Source organism: Variovorax paradoxus, from assembly GCF_009498455.1.
Taxonomy (GTDB): Bacteria; Pseudomonadota; Gammaproteobacteria; order Burkholderiales; family Burkholderiaceae_C; genus Variovorax; species Variovorax paradoxus_H.
In genome coordinates this window covers 5,532,303-5,548,278 of sequence record NZ_CP045644.1, presented here as the reverse complement: position 1 = coordinate 5,548,278, position 15,976 = coordinate 5,532,303, and the positions used below count along the sequence as shown (strand labels likewise).

13 protein-coding genes are annotated in these 15,976 nt (G+C 66.1%); all 13 read left to right on the top strand.

Features of this window, described 5'->3' with window-relative positions; all coding sequences use genetic code 11:
- Positions 1-3: 3 nt before the first annotated feature.
- The 13 genes from GFK26_RS25580 to carB all read left to right on the top strand — a co-directional run bounded on the left by GFK26_RS25580 (position 4) and on the right by carB (position 15,962).
- Positions 4-849 (top strand): phosphatidate cytidylyltransferase, encoded by an 846-nt coding sequence (locus GFK26_RS25580; RefSeq protein ID WP_153284439.1) that lies wholly within the window; start codon positions 4-6, stop codon positions 847-849.
- Positions 846-2,033 (top strand): 1-deoxy-D-xylulose-5-phosphate reductoisomerase, encoded by a 1,188-nt coding sequence (gene ispC, locus GFK26_RS25575; RefSeq protein ID WP_153284438.1) that lies wholly within the window; start codon positions 846-848, stop codon positions 2,031-2,033. The genes GFK26_RS25580 and ispC overlap by 4 nt, the downstream gene beginning before the upstream one ends.
- Before the next feature lie 21 nt (positions 2,034-2,054).
- Complete coding sequence (rseP, locus tag GFK26_RS25570; protein ID WP_153284437.1) at positions 2,055-3,431, top strand: RIP metalloprotease RseP; 1,377 nt, start codon at positions 2,055-2,057, stop codon at positions 3,429-3,431.
- A 38-nt stretch (positions 3,432-3,469) separates the two neighbouring features.
- A complete protein-coding gene (gene bamA, locus GFK26_RS25565) occupies positions 3,470-5,899 on the top strand; it encodes an outer membrane protein assembly factor BamA (protein WP_153284436.1) in 2,430 nt (809 codons plus the stop codon).
- Positions 5,900-6,445, top strand: coding sequence for an OmpH family outer membrane protein (locus GFK26_RS25560; RefSeq protein ID WP_153284435.1), 546 nt, complete (start codon positions 5,900-5,902; stop codon positions 6,443-6,445). It abuts the gene before it with no gap.
- Positions 6,446-6,459: 14 nt separating this feature from the next.
- Positions 6,460-7,437: a UDP-3-O-(3-hydroxymyristoyl)glucosamine N-acyltransferase gene (lpxD, locus tag GFK26_RS25555; protein WP_153284434.1), complete on the top strand. Its 978-nt coding sequence runs from the start codon at positions 6,460-6,462 to the stop codon at positions 7,435-7,437.
- The gene (gene fabZ, locus GFK26_RS25550) at positions 7,434-7,916 is read left to right on the top strand and encodes a 3-hydroxyacyl-ACP dehydratase FabZ (protein ID WP_228121782.1); all 483 of its coding nucleotides are present in this window, start codon (positions 7,434-7,436) and stop codon (positions 7,914-7,916) included. The genes lpxD and fabZ overlap by 4 nt, the downstream gene beginning before the upstream one ends.
- Before the next feature lie 25 nt (positions 7,917-7,941).
- A complete protein-coding gene (lpxA, locus tag GFK26_RS25545; RefSeq protein ID WP_153284433.1) occupies positions 7,942-8,730 on the top strand; it encodes an acyl-ACP--UDP-N-acetylglucosamine O-acyltransferase in 789 nt (262 codons plus the stop codon).
- Positions 8,731-8,740: 10 nt separating this feature from the next.
- Positions 8,741-9,889, top strand: a complete 1,149-nt coding sequence (gene lpxB / locus GFK26_RS25540; RefSeq protein WP_153284432.1) for a lipid-A-disaccharide synthase — start codon at positions 8,741-8,743, stop codon at positions 9,887-9,889.
- Positions 9,861-10,592 (top strand): ribonuclease HII, encoded by a 732-nt coding sequence (gene rnhB, locus GFK26_RS25535; RefSeq protein ID WP_153284431.1) that lies wholly within the window; start codon positions 9,861-9,863, stop codon positions 10,590-10,592. The genes lpxB and rnhB overlap by 29 nt, the downstream gene beginning before the upstream one ends.
- A 7-nt stretch (positions 10,593-10,599) precedes the next feature.
- Positions 10,600-11,385, top strand: coding sequence for a TrmH family RNA methyltransferase (locus GFK26_RS25530; RefSeq protein ID WP_153284430.1), 786 nt, complete (start codon positions 10,600-10,602; stop codon positions 11,383-11,385).
- A 142-nt stretch (positions 11,386-11,527) separates the two neighbouring features.
- Positions 11,528-12,721 (top strand): glutamine-hydrolyzing carbamoyl-phosphate synthase small subunit, encoded by a 1,194-nt coding sequence (gene carA / locus GFK26_RS25525; RefSeq protein WP_153284429.1) that lies wholly within the window; start codon positions 11,528-11,530, stop codon positions 12,719-12,721.
- Positions 12,714-15,962 (top strand): carbamoyl-phosphate synthase large subunit, encoded by a 3,249-nt coding sequence (gene carB, locus GFK26_RS25520; protein WP_153284428.1) that lies wholly within the window; start codon positions 12,714-12,716, stop codon positions 15,960-15,962. Before carA ends, carB begins: the two co-directional genes overlap by 8 nt.
- Positions 15,963-15,976: the final 14 nt, after the last annotated feature.

Sequence of the window (15,976 nt, the reverse complement as noted above, 5' to 3'; positions counted from 1 at the left end):
CGCATGCTCAAACAACGCATCCTCACGGCGATCGTGCTGCTCGCGATCTTGCTGCCAGCGCTGTTCTACCGGAACTACATCCCTTTCGCCTGCGTGATGCTGGTGCTGATTGGCGCCGCTGCATGGGAGTGGGGGCGCCTCAATGGCTACGGGCAGGGCATGTCGCTGTTCCTGGGCGCCGAGATGGTGGCGCTGTGCGGATTGTCGTGGTGGCTGGGCCTGTTGGAGCAGCGCCTGTTCCTGATGTGGACGCTGGCCAGCGCGGCCTGGGTGCTCGGCGGTGCGGCGCTGCTGCGCGTCGCGGTACCTGGCTGGCCGCGCATTCCGCGCGGGCTGCGGCTGGTGGGCGGCCTGCTGGCTCTGTGGGTCGCGTGGCTCGCGGCGGTGCAGGCGCGCATGGTCGGCATCAACTTTCTGCTGTCCATTCTGGTGCTGGTCTGGGTGGCGGACGTGTTCGCCTATTTCTCCGGCCGCGCCTTCGGCTTGAAATTCACGCGCGCCAAGCTGGCGCCCGCCATCAGTCCCGGCAAGAGCTGGGAAGGTGTCTGGGGCGGCATGGCCGGCGTCATCGTGCTGGCGTTTGCCTGGGTCTGGGCCGACAAGAGCCTGGGCGCCACGGTGCCCAGCCTGTACACCCGTTTGCACGAGCGCGGCTGGTGGCTGCTGCTGATCGGGGCGGTGTTCCTGGCGGCGATGAGCGTCGTCGGCGACCTGGTCGAATCGCTCATCAAGCGCAGCGCCGGCGCCAAGGACAGCAGCCGCCTGCTGCCGGGCCACGGCGGCGTTCTCGACCGCGTGGATGCCCTCTTGCCGGCACTTCCCATCGCCATGATGCTGGCTTTCCTGTGAGCACTCCCAAACAACGTGTCACGGTGCTCGGCTCGACCGGTTCGGTCGGTGTCAGCACGCTCGACGTCATCGCCCGTCACCCCGAGCGCTTCGAGGTGTTCGCGCTGTCGGCTGCCACCAAGGTCGACGAACTGCTGGCCCAATGCGCGCGCTTCTCGCCGCGCTTCGCCGTCATGGCGAGCGCGCCGCATGCTGCGCTGCTGGCTGAAAAGCTCAAGCAGAACAACCTTGCAACCCGCGTCCTGCTGGGCGACGACGCTCTCGAAAGAATAGCTTCCGACGACGAAGTCGATGCCGTGATGGCCGCCATCGTCGGTGCAGCCGGCCTCGCGCCGTGCCTGGCCGCCGCGCGCGCCGGCAAGCGCCTGCTGCTGGCCAACAAGGAAGCCTTGGTCGTCGGCGGCGAGCTGTTCATGCGCACGGTGCAGGAGGGCGGTGCCACGCTGCTGCCCATCGACAGCGAGCATTCGGCCATCTTCCAGTCGCTGCCCGAAGACCCGTCCACCTGGGCGCGGCGCATCGACAAGATCATCCTGACGGCGTCGGGCGGCCCGTTCCGCACCCGCGCTCCCGACACGCTCGGCGCCGTGACGCCCGAGCAGGCCTGCGCCCACCCCAATTGGGTCATGGGCCGCAAGATCTCGGTCGACTCGGCCACGATGATGAACAAGGCGCTCGAGGTGATCGAGGCGCGCCACCTGTTCGGTGTGACGCCGGAGCAGATCGAGGTCGTCATCCACCCGCAGAGCGTGGTCCATTCGATGGTGCAGTTCACCGACGCCTCGGTCATCGCCCAGCTCGGCACGCCTGACATGCGCGTGCCGATCGCGGTCGGCCTGGCCTGGCCGGAGCGCATCGAGAGCGGGGCGGCGCGGCTCGATTTCCGCCAGATGGGTTCGCTGACCTTCGACGCGCCCGATCCGGCGCTCTTCCCCGGTCTGGGCTTGGCGTGGCAGGCTCTGCGCGCCGCCTCGGGCACCACAGCGGTGCTGAATGCGGCCAACGAGGTGGCCGTGGCCGCCTTTCTCGACCGGCGCCTGCGTTTCGATCGCATTCATGCGGTCAACCTGGAAACTTTGGAGGCGGTCTTGCCCTCCAAGCCGGCATCGCTGGCCGACCTGCTGGCGCTCGACGCCAGCGCCCGCGAGGCGGCCAACGCCGCCGCGGCACGTTTCGCGGCCTGATTCCCTACAGCGCAGAGGACCCTGATGCTCACCGTCATAGCTTTTGTGGTCGCCCTCGGCGTCCTCATCGCGGTCCACGAATACGGCCACTACCGCGTCGCCGTGGCCTGCGGTGTCAAGGTGGAGCGCTTCTCGGTCGGCTTCGGCAAGGTCATCTTGCGCTGGCAGCCCAAGCGCCAGCATCCGGGGCAGCAGACCGAGTTCGTGATCGGCGCCTTTCCGTTCGGCGGCTACGTCAAGATGCTCGACGAGCGCGAAGGCCCGGTGGCACCCGAGGAGCGGCACCGCGCTTTCAACACCCAGCCGCTGCGTTCGCGTGCGGCCATCGTGGCGGCCGGCCCGATCGCCAACCTGCTGCTGGCGGTCGTGCTGTACACGTCGGTCAACTGGATCGGCGTCGACGAGCCTGTGGCCAAGCTGGGGCGACCGGTGGCGGCATCGCTGGCCGAAGCGGCGGGCCTGCGCGGCGGCGAGCACATCACCCAGGCCGGTTTCGACGGCGATCTGTCGCCGGTGCAGTCCTTCGAAGACCTGCGCTGGCGCATGACGCGCGGCGCGCTCGACGGCCGCGACCTCACGCTCGAAGTGGCGGGCGAGGGCGGTCGGCCCGGCCGCCAGCTGGTCCTGCCTCTGAGCCGGATGGAGGCCAAGGACGCCGATCCACAGATGTTCCGCAAGATCGGCGTGGTCGCACCGCTGACCCGTCCCGAGATCGGCGAGGTCATGGCTGGAAGCGCGGCCGAGCGTTCCGGCCTTCGCAACGGCGACCTGGTCCTTGCCATCGGCGACACCCCCATCCTCGACGGGCAGCAGCTGCGCGAGGTCATCCGTGCCTCGGTCGATGCCACCGGGCAGGCGCGCACGCAGACCTGGCAGCTCCAGCGCGACGGCCAGCCGCTCTCGCTCGAGGTCAAGCCCGAAGTGCGCGAAGAGGGCGCCGCCAAGGTCGCGCGCATCGGCGCCTACGTGGGTGCGCCGCCCGAGATGGTCACGGTGCGCCAGGGCGTCATCGACGGCGTCTGGCGTGGCGTGGTGCGGACCTGGGAGGTGTCGGCGCTCACGGTTCGCATGATGGGCAAGATGCTCATCGGCGAGGCGTCGATCAAGAACCTGAGCGGTCCCTTAACAATTGCTGATTACGCCGGCAAGTCCGCCAGCCTCGGTTTGACGCAGTATCTGGTCTTTCTCGCGCTCATCAGCGTGAGCCTCGGGGTGCTCAACCTGATGCCGCTCCCGGTCCTCGATGGGGGGCACCTGATGTATTATCTTTGGGAGGGCCTGACCGGGAAAAGCGTCTCCGACGCCTGGATGGAACGGCTGCAGCGCGGCGGTGTCGCTTTGCTGCTGGTGATGATGTCGGTCGCACTCTTCAACGACGTCACGCGGCTCTTTGGTTAACTTTCTGCCGGCCCTTTCCGTGCCGGCCCAATTCACAGATGAACACAAACTTCAGTCGCTTTCGCCTGCGTAGCGTTGCCGCGGTGGTGGCCAGCACGCTGGCGGCCACGGCCGCTTGGGCCGTCGAGCCTTTCACGGTACGCGATATTCGCGTCGAAGGCTTGCAACGCGTCGAGGCCGGCACGATCTTCGGATCGCTGCCCCTGCGTGTGGGCGACACCTACAGCGACGAACGCGGCTCGGCCGCGATCCGCGCGCTGTTCGACCTGGGGTTGTTCAAGGACGTCCGCATCGACGTCAACGGCAACGTGCTGGTGGTGATCGTCGAAGAGCGGCCCACGATTGCCGACGTCGACTTCGTCGGCGCCAAGGAATTCGACAAGGCGGCGCTGCAGAAGGCGCTGCGTGAAATCGGGCTGGCCGACGGCCGCCCGTTCGACAAGGCGCTGGCCGACCGCGCCGAGCAGGAGCTCAAGCGCCAGTACGTGAGCCGCAGCCTCTACAACGCGAACGTCGTGACCACCGTCACGCCCATCGAGCGCAACCGCGTGAACCTGACGTTCACCGTGACCGAAGGCGAATCCGCCCGCATCCGCGAAGTGCATGTGGTCGGCAACAAGGCCTTCAGCGAATCGACGCTGCTGAGCCTGTTCGACCAGGACAGCGGCGGCTTCATGAGCTGGTACACCAAGTCGAACCAGTACTCGCGCGCCAAGCTCAACGCCGACCTCGAAACCCTGCGCTCGTACTACATCACGCGCGGCTACCTCGAGTTCCGCATCGATTCGACCCAGGTTGCCATTTCGCCGGACCGCAAGGACCTCTCCGTCACGGTCAACATCACCGAAGGCGAGAAGTTCGTGGTGGCGGGCATCAAGCTCGACGGCAACTACCTGGGCCGCGACGACGAGTTCAAGTCGCTCATCACGATCAAGCCCGGCGAGCCGTACAACGGCGAGCAGGTCACCGAGACCACCAAGGCCTTCAGCGACTACTTCGGCACCTTCGGCTACGCCTTCGCTCGTGTGCAGGCGCGCCCGGACATCGACCGCGTGAACAACCGCGTCACGCTGACGTTGCAGGCCGAACCCGCACGTCGCGTCTACGTGCGACGCGTGTCGGTCGGCGGCAACAACAAGACCCGCGACGAAGTGATTCGCCGCGAGTTCCGCCAGTTCGAAGCCTCCTGGTACGACGGCGACAAGATCAAGATCTCGCGCGACCGCGTGGACCGCCTGGGCTTCTTCACCGAAGTGAACGTCGAGACCCAGGAAGTGCCCGGTTCGCCCGATCAGGTCGACCTGACCGTCAACGTGGCCGAGAAGCCGACCGGCACGCTGCAGTTGGGCGCCGGCTACTCGAGCGCAGAAAAGGTCGCACTGACCTTCGGCATCTCGCAGGAGAACGTGTTCGGTTCGGGCAACTTCCTGGGCGTGCAAGTCAACACCAGCAAGTACAACCGCACGCTGTCGTTGACCACCACCGATCCGTACTTCACGAAGGACGGCATCTCGCGCACGATCAGCGTCTACCACACGACGACGCGTCCGTACTCCACGAACGAAGACGGCGACTACAAGCTGGTGAACCAGGGGGCCGCTATCCGTTTCGGCGTGCCGTTCAGCGAGCTCGACACCGTCTTCTTCGGCGTCGGTTTGGAGCGCTACGCGTTCGACCCGAATCGCTCGGCGCTGGCCGGCATCACCACGCCGCAGTCGTACCTCAACTACTTCCAATGCGCGAAGGACGCGAGCGGCTTGTTCGTTACCGGTTGCGACCAGAAGAGCGTCTGGGGCGTGCCGCTGACCGTGGGATGGGGTCGCGACAGCCGCGACAGCGCGCTGGTTCCCACCACCGGTCGACTGCAGCGCGCCAACCTCGAGCTGGGTGTGGGCGGGGACATGAAGTACCTCAAGACCAGCTACCAGTACCAGCAGTTCTTCGCGATCAACAAGCAGTACACCTTCGCGATCAACGGCGAAGTCGGCTATGCCAAGGCCTTCGGCGGCAAGACCTACCCGATCTTCAAGAACTTCTACGCCGGTGGTCTGGGTTCGATCCGTGGCTTCGAGCAGAACTCGCTGGGTCCGCGAGACCAGCCGCTGTGGCTCCAGACCGAAGGCGCCGCCATCGGCGGCACCAAGAAGGCCATTTTCAACGCCGAGCTGAGCACGCCGTTCCCCGGCGCCGGCAATGACCGCACGCTGCGCCTGTACGGCTTTTTCGATGTCGGCAACGTGTTTGGTTCCCGTGCACCCAACGTGACGGACGAGCAGTGGAAGGCTCAGAAGAAGTTGCGCGCCTCGGTCGGCCTCGGCATCAGCTGGATCTCGCCGCTGGGCCCGCTGCGCCTTGCGTATGCCTTCCCCGTCAAGTCCCAGAAGGAAGTGCTGAATGAACAAGGCTTCGTCGTGATCCCGAAGGATAGAATTCAGCGCCTCCAATTCCAGATCGGAACGTCTTTCTAAATGAAGCAATTGATTCGCGCCGCAGCCGGCGCGTTCCTGATTCCCGCTTTTGCCCTGGTGGCTGCGCCCGCGCAGGCCCAGGAGAGCTTTCGCATCGGTTTCGTGAATCCCGACCGCGTACTGCGTGAGGCGCAGCCGGCCAAGGCAGCGCAAGCCAAACTCGAGGCCGAGTTCCTCAAGCGCGAAAAGGACCTCACCGTGCAGGGCGAAGCGCTGAAGACGGCGTCGGAAAAGTTCGAGCGCGAGGCTCCGACCCTGTCGGAAAGCCAGCGCGTTTCGCGCCAGCGCTCGCTGGTCGACCAGGACCGCGACTTCCAGCGCAAGCGCCGCGAGTTCCAGGAAGACCTGAACGCGCGCAAGAACGAAGAGCTCCAGCAGGTCTACGAGCGCGCCAACCGCGTGGTCAAGCAGGTCGCCGAAACCGAAAAGTACGACGCCATCCTCCAGGAAGCGATCTACATCAATCCGAAGCACGACATCACCGACAAGGTGATCAAGGCGCTGAACGCGTCGGTCGGCTCCTCTGCGCCTGCGGCCGGCAAGTAACGCCGCGAACCGGCGTGTCGCTGCAGCTCGGAGCCATCGTTGACGCCCTCGGGGGCGAGCTTCATGGAGATGCCACGCTGTCCATCGAGCGGCTTGCGCCGCTGCAGAATGCACAGCCCGATGCGCTCAGTTTCCTGAGCCATCCCAAATACCAGCAGGAACTGGCCGCCTCCAAGGCGGCCTGTGTCATCGTGTCTCCCGCCATGCGCGAGGCAGCCGCGGCGCGTGGCGCCTACATCGTCACGCCCGACCCGTACTACTACTTTGCCCGGCTGACGCAGCTGTGGAAAGCGCACCATGCGCGCCCGGACGCCGATCGCATCCATCCCTCTGCCGTGATTCATCCCGAAGCCCAGGTCGACGCCACCGCGCGCATTGGTGCGCTGTGCGTGGTGGAGCGGGGCGCACGCATCGGTGCGGGAACCGTGCTGAAGTCGCGCGTCACGGTCAGCGAAGACTGCAGCATCGGCGAGCGCTGCCTGTTGCACCCCGGCGTGGTGATCGGGGCCGACGGCTTCGGCCTCGCGCCGCACCAGGGTGCCTGGGTCAAGATCGAACAGCTGGGCGCAGTGCGCATCGGCAACGACGTCGAGATCGGCGCCAACACCTGCATCGACCGCGGCGCGCTCGACGACACCGTCATCGAAGACGGCGTGAAGCTCGATAACCTGATCCAGATCGGCCACAACGTGCGCGTCGGCAAGCACACGGCCATGGCGGGCTGTGTCGGCGTTGCCGGCAGCGCGACCATCGGTGCGAATTGCACGTTCGGTGGCGGCGCCATCGTGCTGGGTCACCTCACGGTGGCCGACGGCGTGCATGTGTCGGCGGCGACCGTGGTGACACGCTCCATCCGCAAGGCCGGCCAGTACACCGGCATGTTTCCGATCGATGACAATGCAAACTGGGAAAAGAATGCGGCAACGCTCAAGCAGTTGCACAGCCTGCGCGAACGACTGAAGGCGCTGGAAAAAGCCCCCTCGAACAAATGAAGACGATGCAGGAACAGAACACCATGACGGACACGACGCTCGATATCCACCAAATTCTCAAGTTGCTGCCGCATCGCTACCCGTTTCTCCTGGTGGACCGGGTGCTGAGCATGGAAAAGGGCAAGCGCATCACGGCGCTCAAGAACGTGACGATGAACGAGCCGTTCTTCAACGGCCACTTCCCGCACCGCCCGGTGATGCCGGGTGTGTTGATGCTCGAAGCCATGGCGCAGGCGGCGGCACTGCTGTCGTTCCGCTCGATGGACATCGTGCCCGACGACAACACGGTCTACTACTTTGCGGCCATCGACGGCGCGCGCTTCAAGCGTCCTGTCGAGCCGGGCGATCAGCTCACGCTGGAAGTCGAGATCGAACGCATGAAGGCCGGCATTTCGAAGTTCAAGGGCCGCGCGCTCGTGGGCAGCGAGCTGGCGTGCGAAGCCTCGCTGATGTGCGCCATGCGTCAGATCAACAGCTGATCCGGCGCATCGTTTTCTGCAAGGCATGACCCAGGTTCATTCGACCGCGATCGTCGACCCGAAGGCCCAGCTCGACGCCTCGGTGTCGATCGGTCCGTATACCGTGATCGGCCCGCACGTGCGGATCGGCGCGGGCACCACCATCGGCCCGCACTGCGTGATCGAGGGGCGCACCACCATCGGCCGCGACAACAGGATCTTCCAGTTCTCCTCCCTCGGTGCGATCCCCCAGGACAAGAAGTACGCGGGCGAGCCGACCGAGCTGACCATCGGCGACCGCAACGTGATCCGCGAGTTCTGCACCTTCAACCTCGGCGTGCCGGGGGCGGGGGGGGTGACCACCGTCGGCAACGACAACTGGATCATGGCGTACACGCACATTGCGCACGACTGCCATGTCGACAACCACACCACGTTGGCCAACCAGACGACGCTGGCCGGCCATGTGCACCTGGCCGACTGGGTCACCATCGGCGGGCTGACCGGCATCCACCAATTCGTGTCGATCGGCGCGCATGCCATGGTCGGCTTTGCCAGCGCGGTCTCGCAGGACGTGCCACCTTTCATGCTGGTCGATGGCAATCCGTTGGCCGTGCGTGGCTTCAATCAAGTGGGCCTGCGCCGGCGCGATTTTTCGGCGCAGCGGCTCGCCGCGGTCAAGCAGATGCACCGCCTGCTGTACCGCCAGGGCAAGACGCTCGAAGAGGCGCGCGCCGGCATCGCCGCGCTCGCGGCGGAAATGCCCGAGGCCGTCGGCGATGTTGCGCTGATGGAGGCCTTCCTCGCCAGTTCAACGCGCGGCATCGCGCGCTGACATGGGCGCGATGAGCACGAACGAGCAGCGCCACTTCGCGCTGGTCGCGGGCGAAGCGTCCGGCGACCTGCTCGCGGGCCTGCTGCTCGACGGCCTCGAAGCCCGCTGGCCTGCGCTGCAGACCGCCGGCATCGGCGGTCCGCGCATGCTGGCCCACGGTTTCCAGAGTTGGTGGCCACAGGAAAAGCTCGCGGTGCGCGGCTACATCGAGGTCTTGCGGCATTACGCCGAAATCGCCGGCATCCGCCGCCAGCTCAAGGCCCGGCTGCTGCGCGAGCGTCCCGAGCTGTTCATCGGCGTCGATGCGCCCGATTTCAATCTCGATCTCGAAGCCGGCCTGCGTCGCGAGGGCATCAAGACCGTTCATTTCGTCTGTCCCTCGATCTGGGCCTGGCGCGCCGATCGCATCGACAAGATCCGCGCCGCGGCCGACCACGTGCTGTGCATCTTCCCGTTCGAGCCCGAGCTGCTCGAAAAGCAGGGTGTCGCCGCAAGCTACGTCGGCCATCCGGTTGCCGACGTGATCCCGATGACGCCCGACCGCGCAGCTGCCCGCGCCGCACTGGGGCTGGATCCCGACGCACAGATCGTTGCGCTGCTGCCCGGCAGCCGCCGTTCCGAAATCCGCTACCTCGCCGCTCGTTTCTTTGCCGCTGCGGCGCTGATGCTGAAGGCCAAGCCGAAGCTGCAGCTCATCGCGCCGATCCTGCCGGGGCTGCGCGCCGAGGTCGAAGGCCTGCTGCAGGCGGCCGGCATGGCGGGGCGCGTGACGCTGCTCCACGGGCAGTCGCATGCTGCGCTCGCCGCCTGCGACGTCACGCTGATCGCCAGCGGCACGGCCACGCTCGAGGCCGCGCTGTTCAAGCGGCCGATGGTCATTGCGTACAACATGAACGGCCTTTCGTGGCGGCTGATGCAGCGCAAGCAGCTACAGCCCTGGGTCGGGCTGCCGAACATCCTGTGCCGCGAGTTCGTGGTGCCCGAGCTGCTGCAGGAAGCCGCCTCGCCCGAGGCGCTGGCACAGGCCACGCTCGAATGGCTCGACGCGCCCGCGAAGACGCAGGCGCTGCAACAAAGATTTTCCGCGCTGCATGTGCAATTGCAGCGCGACACGCCCACACTCTGCGCCGATGCGATCCAGAAAGTTCTTGAAGGCTGAACAGGTCCCGCTCGTGTGGGACGCGCCGGGCCTGATGGCGGGCGTCGACGAAGCCGGACGCGGGCCCCTGGCCGGCCCGGTGGTGGCCGCGGCCGTGATCCTGGACGATCTGCGCCCGATCCGCGGCCTGGCCGACTCCAAGACGCTCACGGCGCTGCAGCGCGAACGCCTGCACGACCAGATTCTTGCCAAGGCGCTGTGCTGCTCGATCGCGCAGGCGTCGGTCGAGGAGATCAACAGCCTGAACATCCTGCAGGCCACGATGCTCGCGATGCGTCGCGCGGTCGAGGGCCTGCGACTGAAGCCGGTCAAGGTGCTGGTGGACGGCAACCGGCTGCCCCGGCTCGACGTGCTGGCCGAGGCCATCGTCAAGGGCGACGCGCGGGTCAAGGCGATTTCGGCCGCGTCAATTCTTGCCAAAGTGCACCGCGACCGGCTCTGCACGCAGCTGCACGACGAATTCCCTCACTACGGCTTTGCCGGCCACAAGGGCTACGGCACGCGTGAGCACCTGGAGGCGCTTCAACAGCATGGCGCCTGCGTGCACCATCGCCGCTCCTTCAGCCCCGTGGCGGCGGCGCTGGCGCGCACGGCCGCTGCGACCTCGGGCGCCGCCGTCGTGACCGGCGAGATGCCGGTGGCCCTCGTGATGGGTGCCGCCGAAAACCTCGGTGCACGCCTCGATCCGCGCGCCGCCCCCTGAACCCCTCATGACCACCGACACCGGCCCGAGCCACATCAGCTCGCGCGACAACCCTTTGCTCAAGGACCTGCGCAAGCTCGCGCAGGACCCGGGCGCCTACCGCAAGCTGGGCCGGCTCTGGCTCGAGGGCGATCACCTGTGCCGCGCGGCGCTGGCCCGCGGCGTGAAGCCGGCGGTGGCGGTGTTTTCGGAGGCGTTCTGGCCCTTGGCGCCCGCTGAATGGGTGCAAAGTGCTATCAAAACGGTAGTGGTCGCCGATGACTTGCTGCGCGCGGTCAGCGGACTGGAATCGCCCGCACCGATGGGGTTCGTCCTCGACCTGCCGACGCGGCCCGAAATCCTGCCTGACGCCCCGACCGTGGTGCTCGACCGCCTGCAGGACGCCGGCAACGCCGGTTCCATCCTGCGCAGCGCGGCGGCTTTCGGCTTCACCCAGGTGATCGCTCTCAAGGGCACAGCGGCGCTGTGGGCGCCGAAGGTGCTGCGCGCCGGCATGGGAGCCCACTTTGGCCTGCGGCTGGTCGAAGGCGTGGACATCGGCGCCCTCGACGTACTCCGGGTGCCGCTGGTGGCCACGAGTTCGCACCGGGGCGAATGGCTGCACAAGGCCAATCTGCCGCACCCCTGCGCCTGGCTGATGGGCCACGAAGGGCAGGGCGTCTCGGCCGCGCTGGAGGCACGCGCCAGCCACCACATCCGCATCGCGCAGCCCGGCGGCGAGGAGTCGCTCAACGTCGCGGCCGCCGCCGCCATCTGCCTGCACGCAAGCGGAGCGGCCCTACAGGCCAAATAACACACCCAGTCCGAGCTACAATCGGGGGCTTACTCGCAAATCAGCGTCGCCCGGCCGCCTTCAACGCCAAAATCCCCTTAAGCAGCAGTCCGCAGGCAACGCGCCTGGGGCTCCGGGCGACCGTAACCATCCGGAGAACCCAGTGCTTTTGTCTCTCAAGGGAAGTTTCCCGCCCGCCATCCTGGCGCTCGCAGACGGCACGGTCTTTCTCGGCAACTCGATCGGAGCCGCCGGCTCCACGACCGGTGAAGTGGTGTTCAACACCTCGATGACCGGTTACCAGGAAATCCTCACCGACCCGAGCTACTGCCAGCAGATCGTCACCCTGACGTATCCGCACATTGGCAACTACGGCGTCAACGATGAGGACATCGAAGCCGACAAGATCCATGCCGCGGGCCTCATCATCAAGGACCTGCCCCTCGTCGCGTCCAACTTCCGCAAGACCGCCACGCTGACCGAGTACCTCGTGTCCGGCAACACGGTGGCCATCGCGAACATCGACACCCGCAAGCTCACGCGCCACCTGCGCACCCACGGCGCGCAGAATGGCTGCATCCTGGGCCTGGCCGCTGGAGAAGCCGTGACCCAGGCGCTGATCGACAAGGCCATCGCCGCCGCCAAGGCCGTGCCGAGCATGTCGGGCCTCGATCTGGCCAAGGTGGTGTCGGTCAAGCAGACCTACGAATGGACCGAAACCGAGTGGAAGCTCGGCGCTGGCTACGGCGTGCAGATCACGCCGCAGTTCCATGTGGTCGCCTTCGACTACGGCGTCAAGAAGAACATCCTGCGCATGATCGCGCAGCGCGGCGCACGCATCACCGTGGTGCCGGCGCAGACGCCCGCGGCCGACGTGCTCAAGCTCAAGCCCGATGGCATCTTCCTGGCCAACGGCCCCGGCGACCCGGAGCCCTGCGACTACGCCATCGCCGCGGTCAAGGAACTGATCGAAACCGGCATCCCGACCTTCGGCATCTGCCTGGGCCACCAGATCATGGCGCTCGCCTCGGGCGCCAAGACCTTCAAGATGAAGTTCGGCCACCACGGCGCGAACCATCCCGTGAAGGATCTGGACAACGGCCGCGTGAGCATCACCAGCCAGAACCACGGCTTCGCGGTCGACGAGAAGTCGCTGCCGGCCAACCTGCGCCCCACCCACATCAGCCTGTTCGACAACACGCTGCAGGGCCTGGCACGCACCGACAAGCCCGCGTTCTGCTTCCAGGGCCACCCGGAAGCCTCGCCGGGCCCGCATGACATCGGCTACCTGTTCGATCGCTTCACGGCACTCATGGAAAAGAACAAGACGGAAAAGACGGAGAGCAAGAATGCCTAAGCGCACAGACCTCAAATCGATCCTCATCATCGGCGCCGGCCCGATCATCATCGGCCAGGCCTGCGAGTTCGACTACTCCGGCGTGCAAGCCTGCAAGGCGCTGCGCGAAGAGGGCTACAAGGTCATCCTGATCAACAGCAACCCCGCGACGATCATGACCGACCCGGCCACGGCCGACGTCACCTACATCGAGCCCATCACCTGGCAGACGGTTGAGAAAATCATCGCCAAGGAACGCCCCGACGCGATCCTGCCGACGATGGGCGGCCAGACCGCGCTGAACTGCGCGCTGGACCTCTGGCGCAACGGCGTGCTCGACAAGTACACGGGCGCGGCCACCAACAAGCCGGTCGAACTCATCGGCGCCACGCCCGAAGCCATCGACAAGGCCGAAGACCGCCTGAAGTTCAAGGACGCGATGACCAAGATCGGTCTCGGTTCGGCGCGCTCGGGCATCGCCCACACGATGGACGAAGCCTGGGCCGTGCAGAAGACGCTCGGCTTCCCGACCGTGATCCGCCCCAGCTTCACGCTCGGCGGCACCGGCGGCGGCATCGCCTACAACCCCGACGAATTCGAGACCATCTGCAAGCGCGGCATCGAAGCCTCGCCGACCAACGAGCTGCTGATCGAAGAGTCGCTGCTCGGCTGGAAAGAGTACGAGATGGAAGTCGTGCGCGACAAGGCCGACAACTGCATCATCGTCTGCTCGATCGAAAACCTCGACCCGATGGGCGTGCACACCGGCGACTCGATCACCGTGGCCCCCGCGCAGACGCTGTCCGACAAGGAATACCAGATCCTGCGCAACGCCTCGCTGGCCGTGCTGCGCGAAATCGGCGTGGACACCGGTGGCTCGAACGTCCAGTTCTCCATCAACCCGAAGGACGGCCGCATGGTCGTCATCGAGATGAATCCGCGCGTGTCGCGTTCGTCGGCGCTGGCCTCCAAGGCCACGGGTTTCCCGATTGCCAAGGTCGCGGCCAAGCTGGCCGTGGGCTACACGCTCGACGAGCTGCGCAACGAAATCACCGGCGGTGCCACGCCCGCGTCGTTCGAACCCTCGATCGACTATGTGGTCACCAAGATCCCGCGTTTCGCGTTCGAAAAATTCCCGCAGGCCGACTCGCGTCTCACCACGCAGATGAAATCGGTGGGTGAGGTGATGGCCATGGGCCGTACCTTCCAGGAGTCGTTCCAGAAGGCCCTGCGCGGCCTTGAAGTGGGCGTCGACGGCCTGAACGAGAAGACACAGGACCGCGAAGTGCTCGAAAAGGAACTGGGCGAGCCCGGTCCCGAGCGCATCTGGTACGTGGGCGATGCCTTTGCCATGGGCCTGAGCGTGGACGAAGTGTTCGCGCTGACCAAGATCGATCCGTGGTTCCTGGTGCAGATCGAAGAGATCGTGAAGATCGAGCTCGAGCTGGAAACCAAGTCGCTCGACGATATCGACAAGGACACGCTGCTCGCGCTCAAGAAGAAGGGCTTCTCCGACCGGCGCCTCGCCAAGCAACTCAAGACCACCGACACGGCCGTGCGCGAAAAGCGCCGCGCCCTGGGCGTGCGTCCGGTCTACAAGCGCGTCGACACCTGCGCGGCCGAGTTCGCGACCAACACGGCCTACATGTACTCGACCTACGAGGACGAGTGCGAAGCCGAGCCGACGGACAAGAAGAAGATCATGGTGCTCGGCGGCGGTCCCAACCGCATCGGCCAGGGCATCGAGTTCGACTACTGCTGCGTGCACGCCGCGCTCGCCATGCGCGAGGACGGCTACGAGACCATCATGGTCAACTGCAATCCCGAGACCGTGTCGACCGACTACGACACCTCAGACCGCCTGTACTTCGAGCCGCTGACGCTCGAAGACGTGCTCGAGATCGTCGACAAGGAAAAGCCGCTCGGCGTGATCGTGCAGTACGGCGGCCAGACGCCTTTGAAGCTCGCGCTCGACCTCGAAGCGAATGGCGTGCCGATCATCGGCACCTCGCCCGACATGATCGACGCGGCCGAAGACCGTGAGCGCTTCCAGAAGCTACTGCACGAGCTGGGCCTGCGCCAGCCGCCGAACGCCACCGCGCGCACCGAACCCGAAGCGCTCGAAAAGGCTGCGGCACTGGGCTATCCGCTGGTGGTGCGCCCGAGCTACGTGCTTGGCGGTCGTGCGATGGAAATCGTGCACGAGCAGCGCGACCTCGAGCGCTACATGCGCGAAGCGGTCAAGGTGAGCAACGACTCGCCCGTGCTGCTCGACCGCTTCCTGAACGACGCTGTCGAGTGCGACGTCGACTGCATCCGCGACGCCGAAGGCGGCACGCTGATCGGTGGCGTGATGGAGCACATCGAACAAGCCGGCGTGCACTCGGGCGACTCCGCCTGCTCGCTGCCGCCCTACAGCCTGAACGCCGACACCATCGCCGAACTGAAGCGCCAGAGCGCCGCGATGGCCAAGGCACTGAACGTGGTCGGCCTGATGAACGTGCAGTTCGCCATCCAGCAAAAGGATGGCAAGGACGTCATCTACGTGCTCGAAGTGAACCCGCGTGCGTCGCGCACCGTGCCTTACGTGAGCAAGGCCACGGGCATCCAGCTCGCCAAGGTGGCGGCACGCTGCATGGCCGGCCAGTCGCTCGCATCGCAGGGCATCACGAAGGAAGTCACGCCGCCGTACTTCAGCGTGAAGGAAGCCGTGTTCCCGTTCGTCAAGTTCCCGGGCGTGGACACCATCCTCGGCCCCGAGATGAAGTCGACCGGCGAAGTGATGGGCGTGGGCAAGACCTTCGGCGAAGCCTTCGTGAAGTCGCAGCTGGGCGCGGGCACGCACCTGCCGAAGTCGGGCAAGGCCTTCATCTCGGTGAAGAACAACGACAAGGCGCGCGCCGTCGAAGTGGCGCGCGGCCTGGCCAAGCTGGGCTTCGAACTGGTCGCCACCAAGGGCACCGCCGCGGCCATCAGCGCCGCCGGCATCGCCTGCGAGACGGTCAACAAAGTGACCGAAGGTCGTCCGCACATCGTGGACATGATCAAGAACAACGAGATTGCCTTGGTCATCAACACGGTGGAAGAGCGCCGCAACGCGATCACCGATTCGCGCCAGATCCGCACCTCGGCACTGCTGGCCCGTGTGACCACCTTCACCACGATCTTCGGCGCCGAAGCCGCGGTCGAAGGCATGGGCTTCATGGACGAGCTGGGCGTGATCTCGGTGCAGGAGATGCACGCGCAGCTGGCTGCTGCCTGATCGGGCACCGCCAT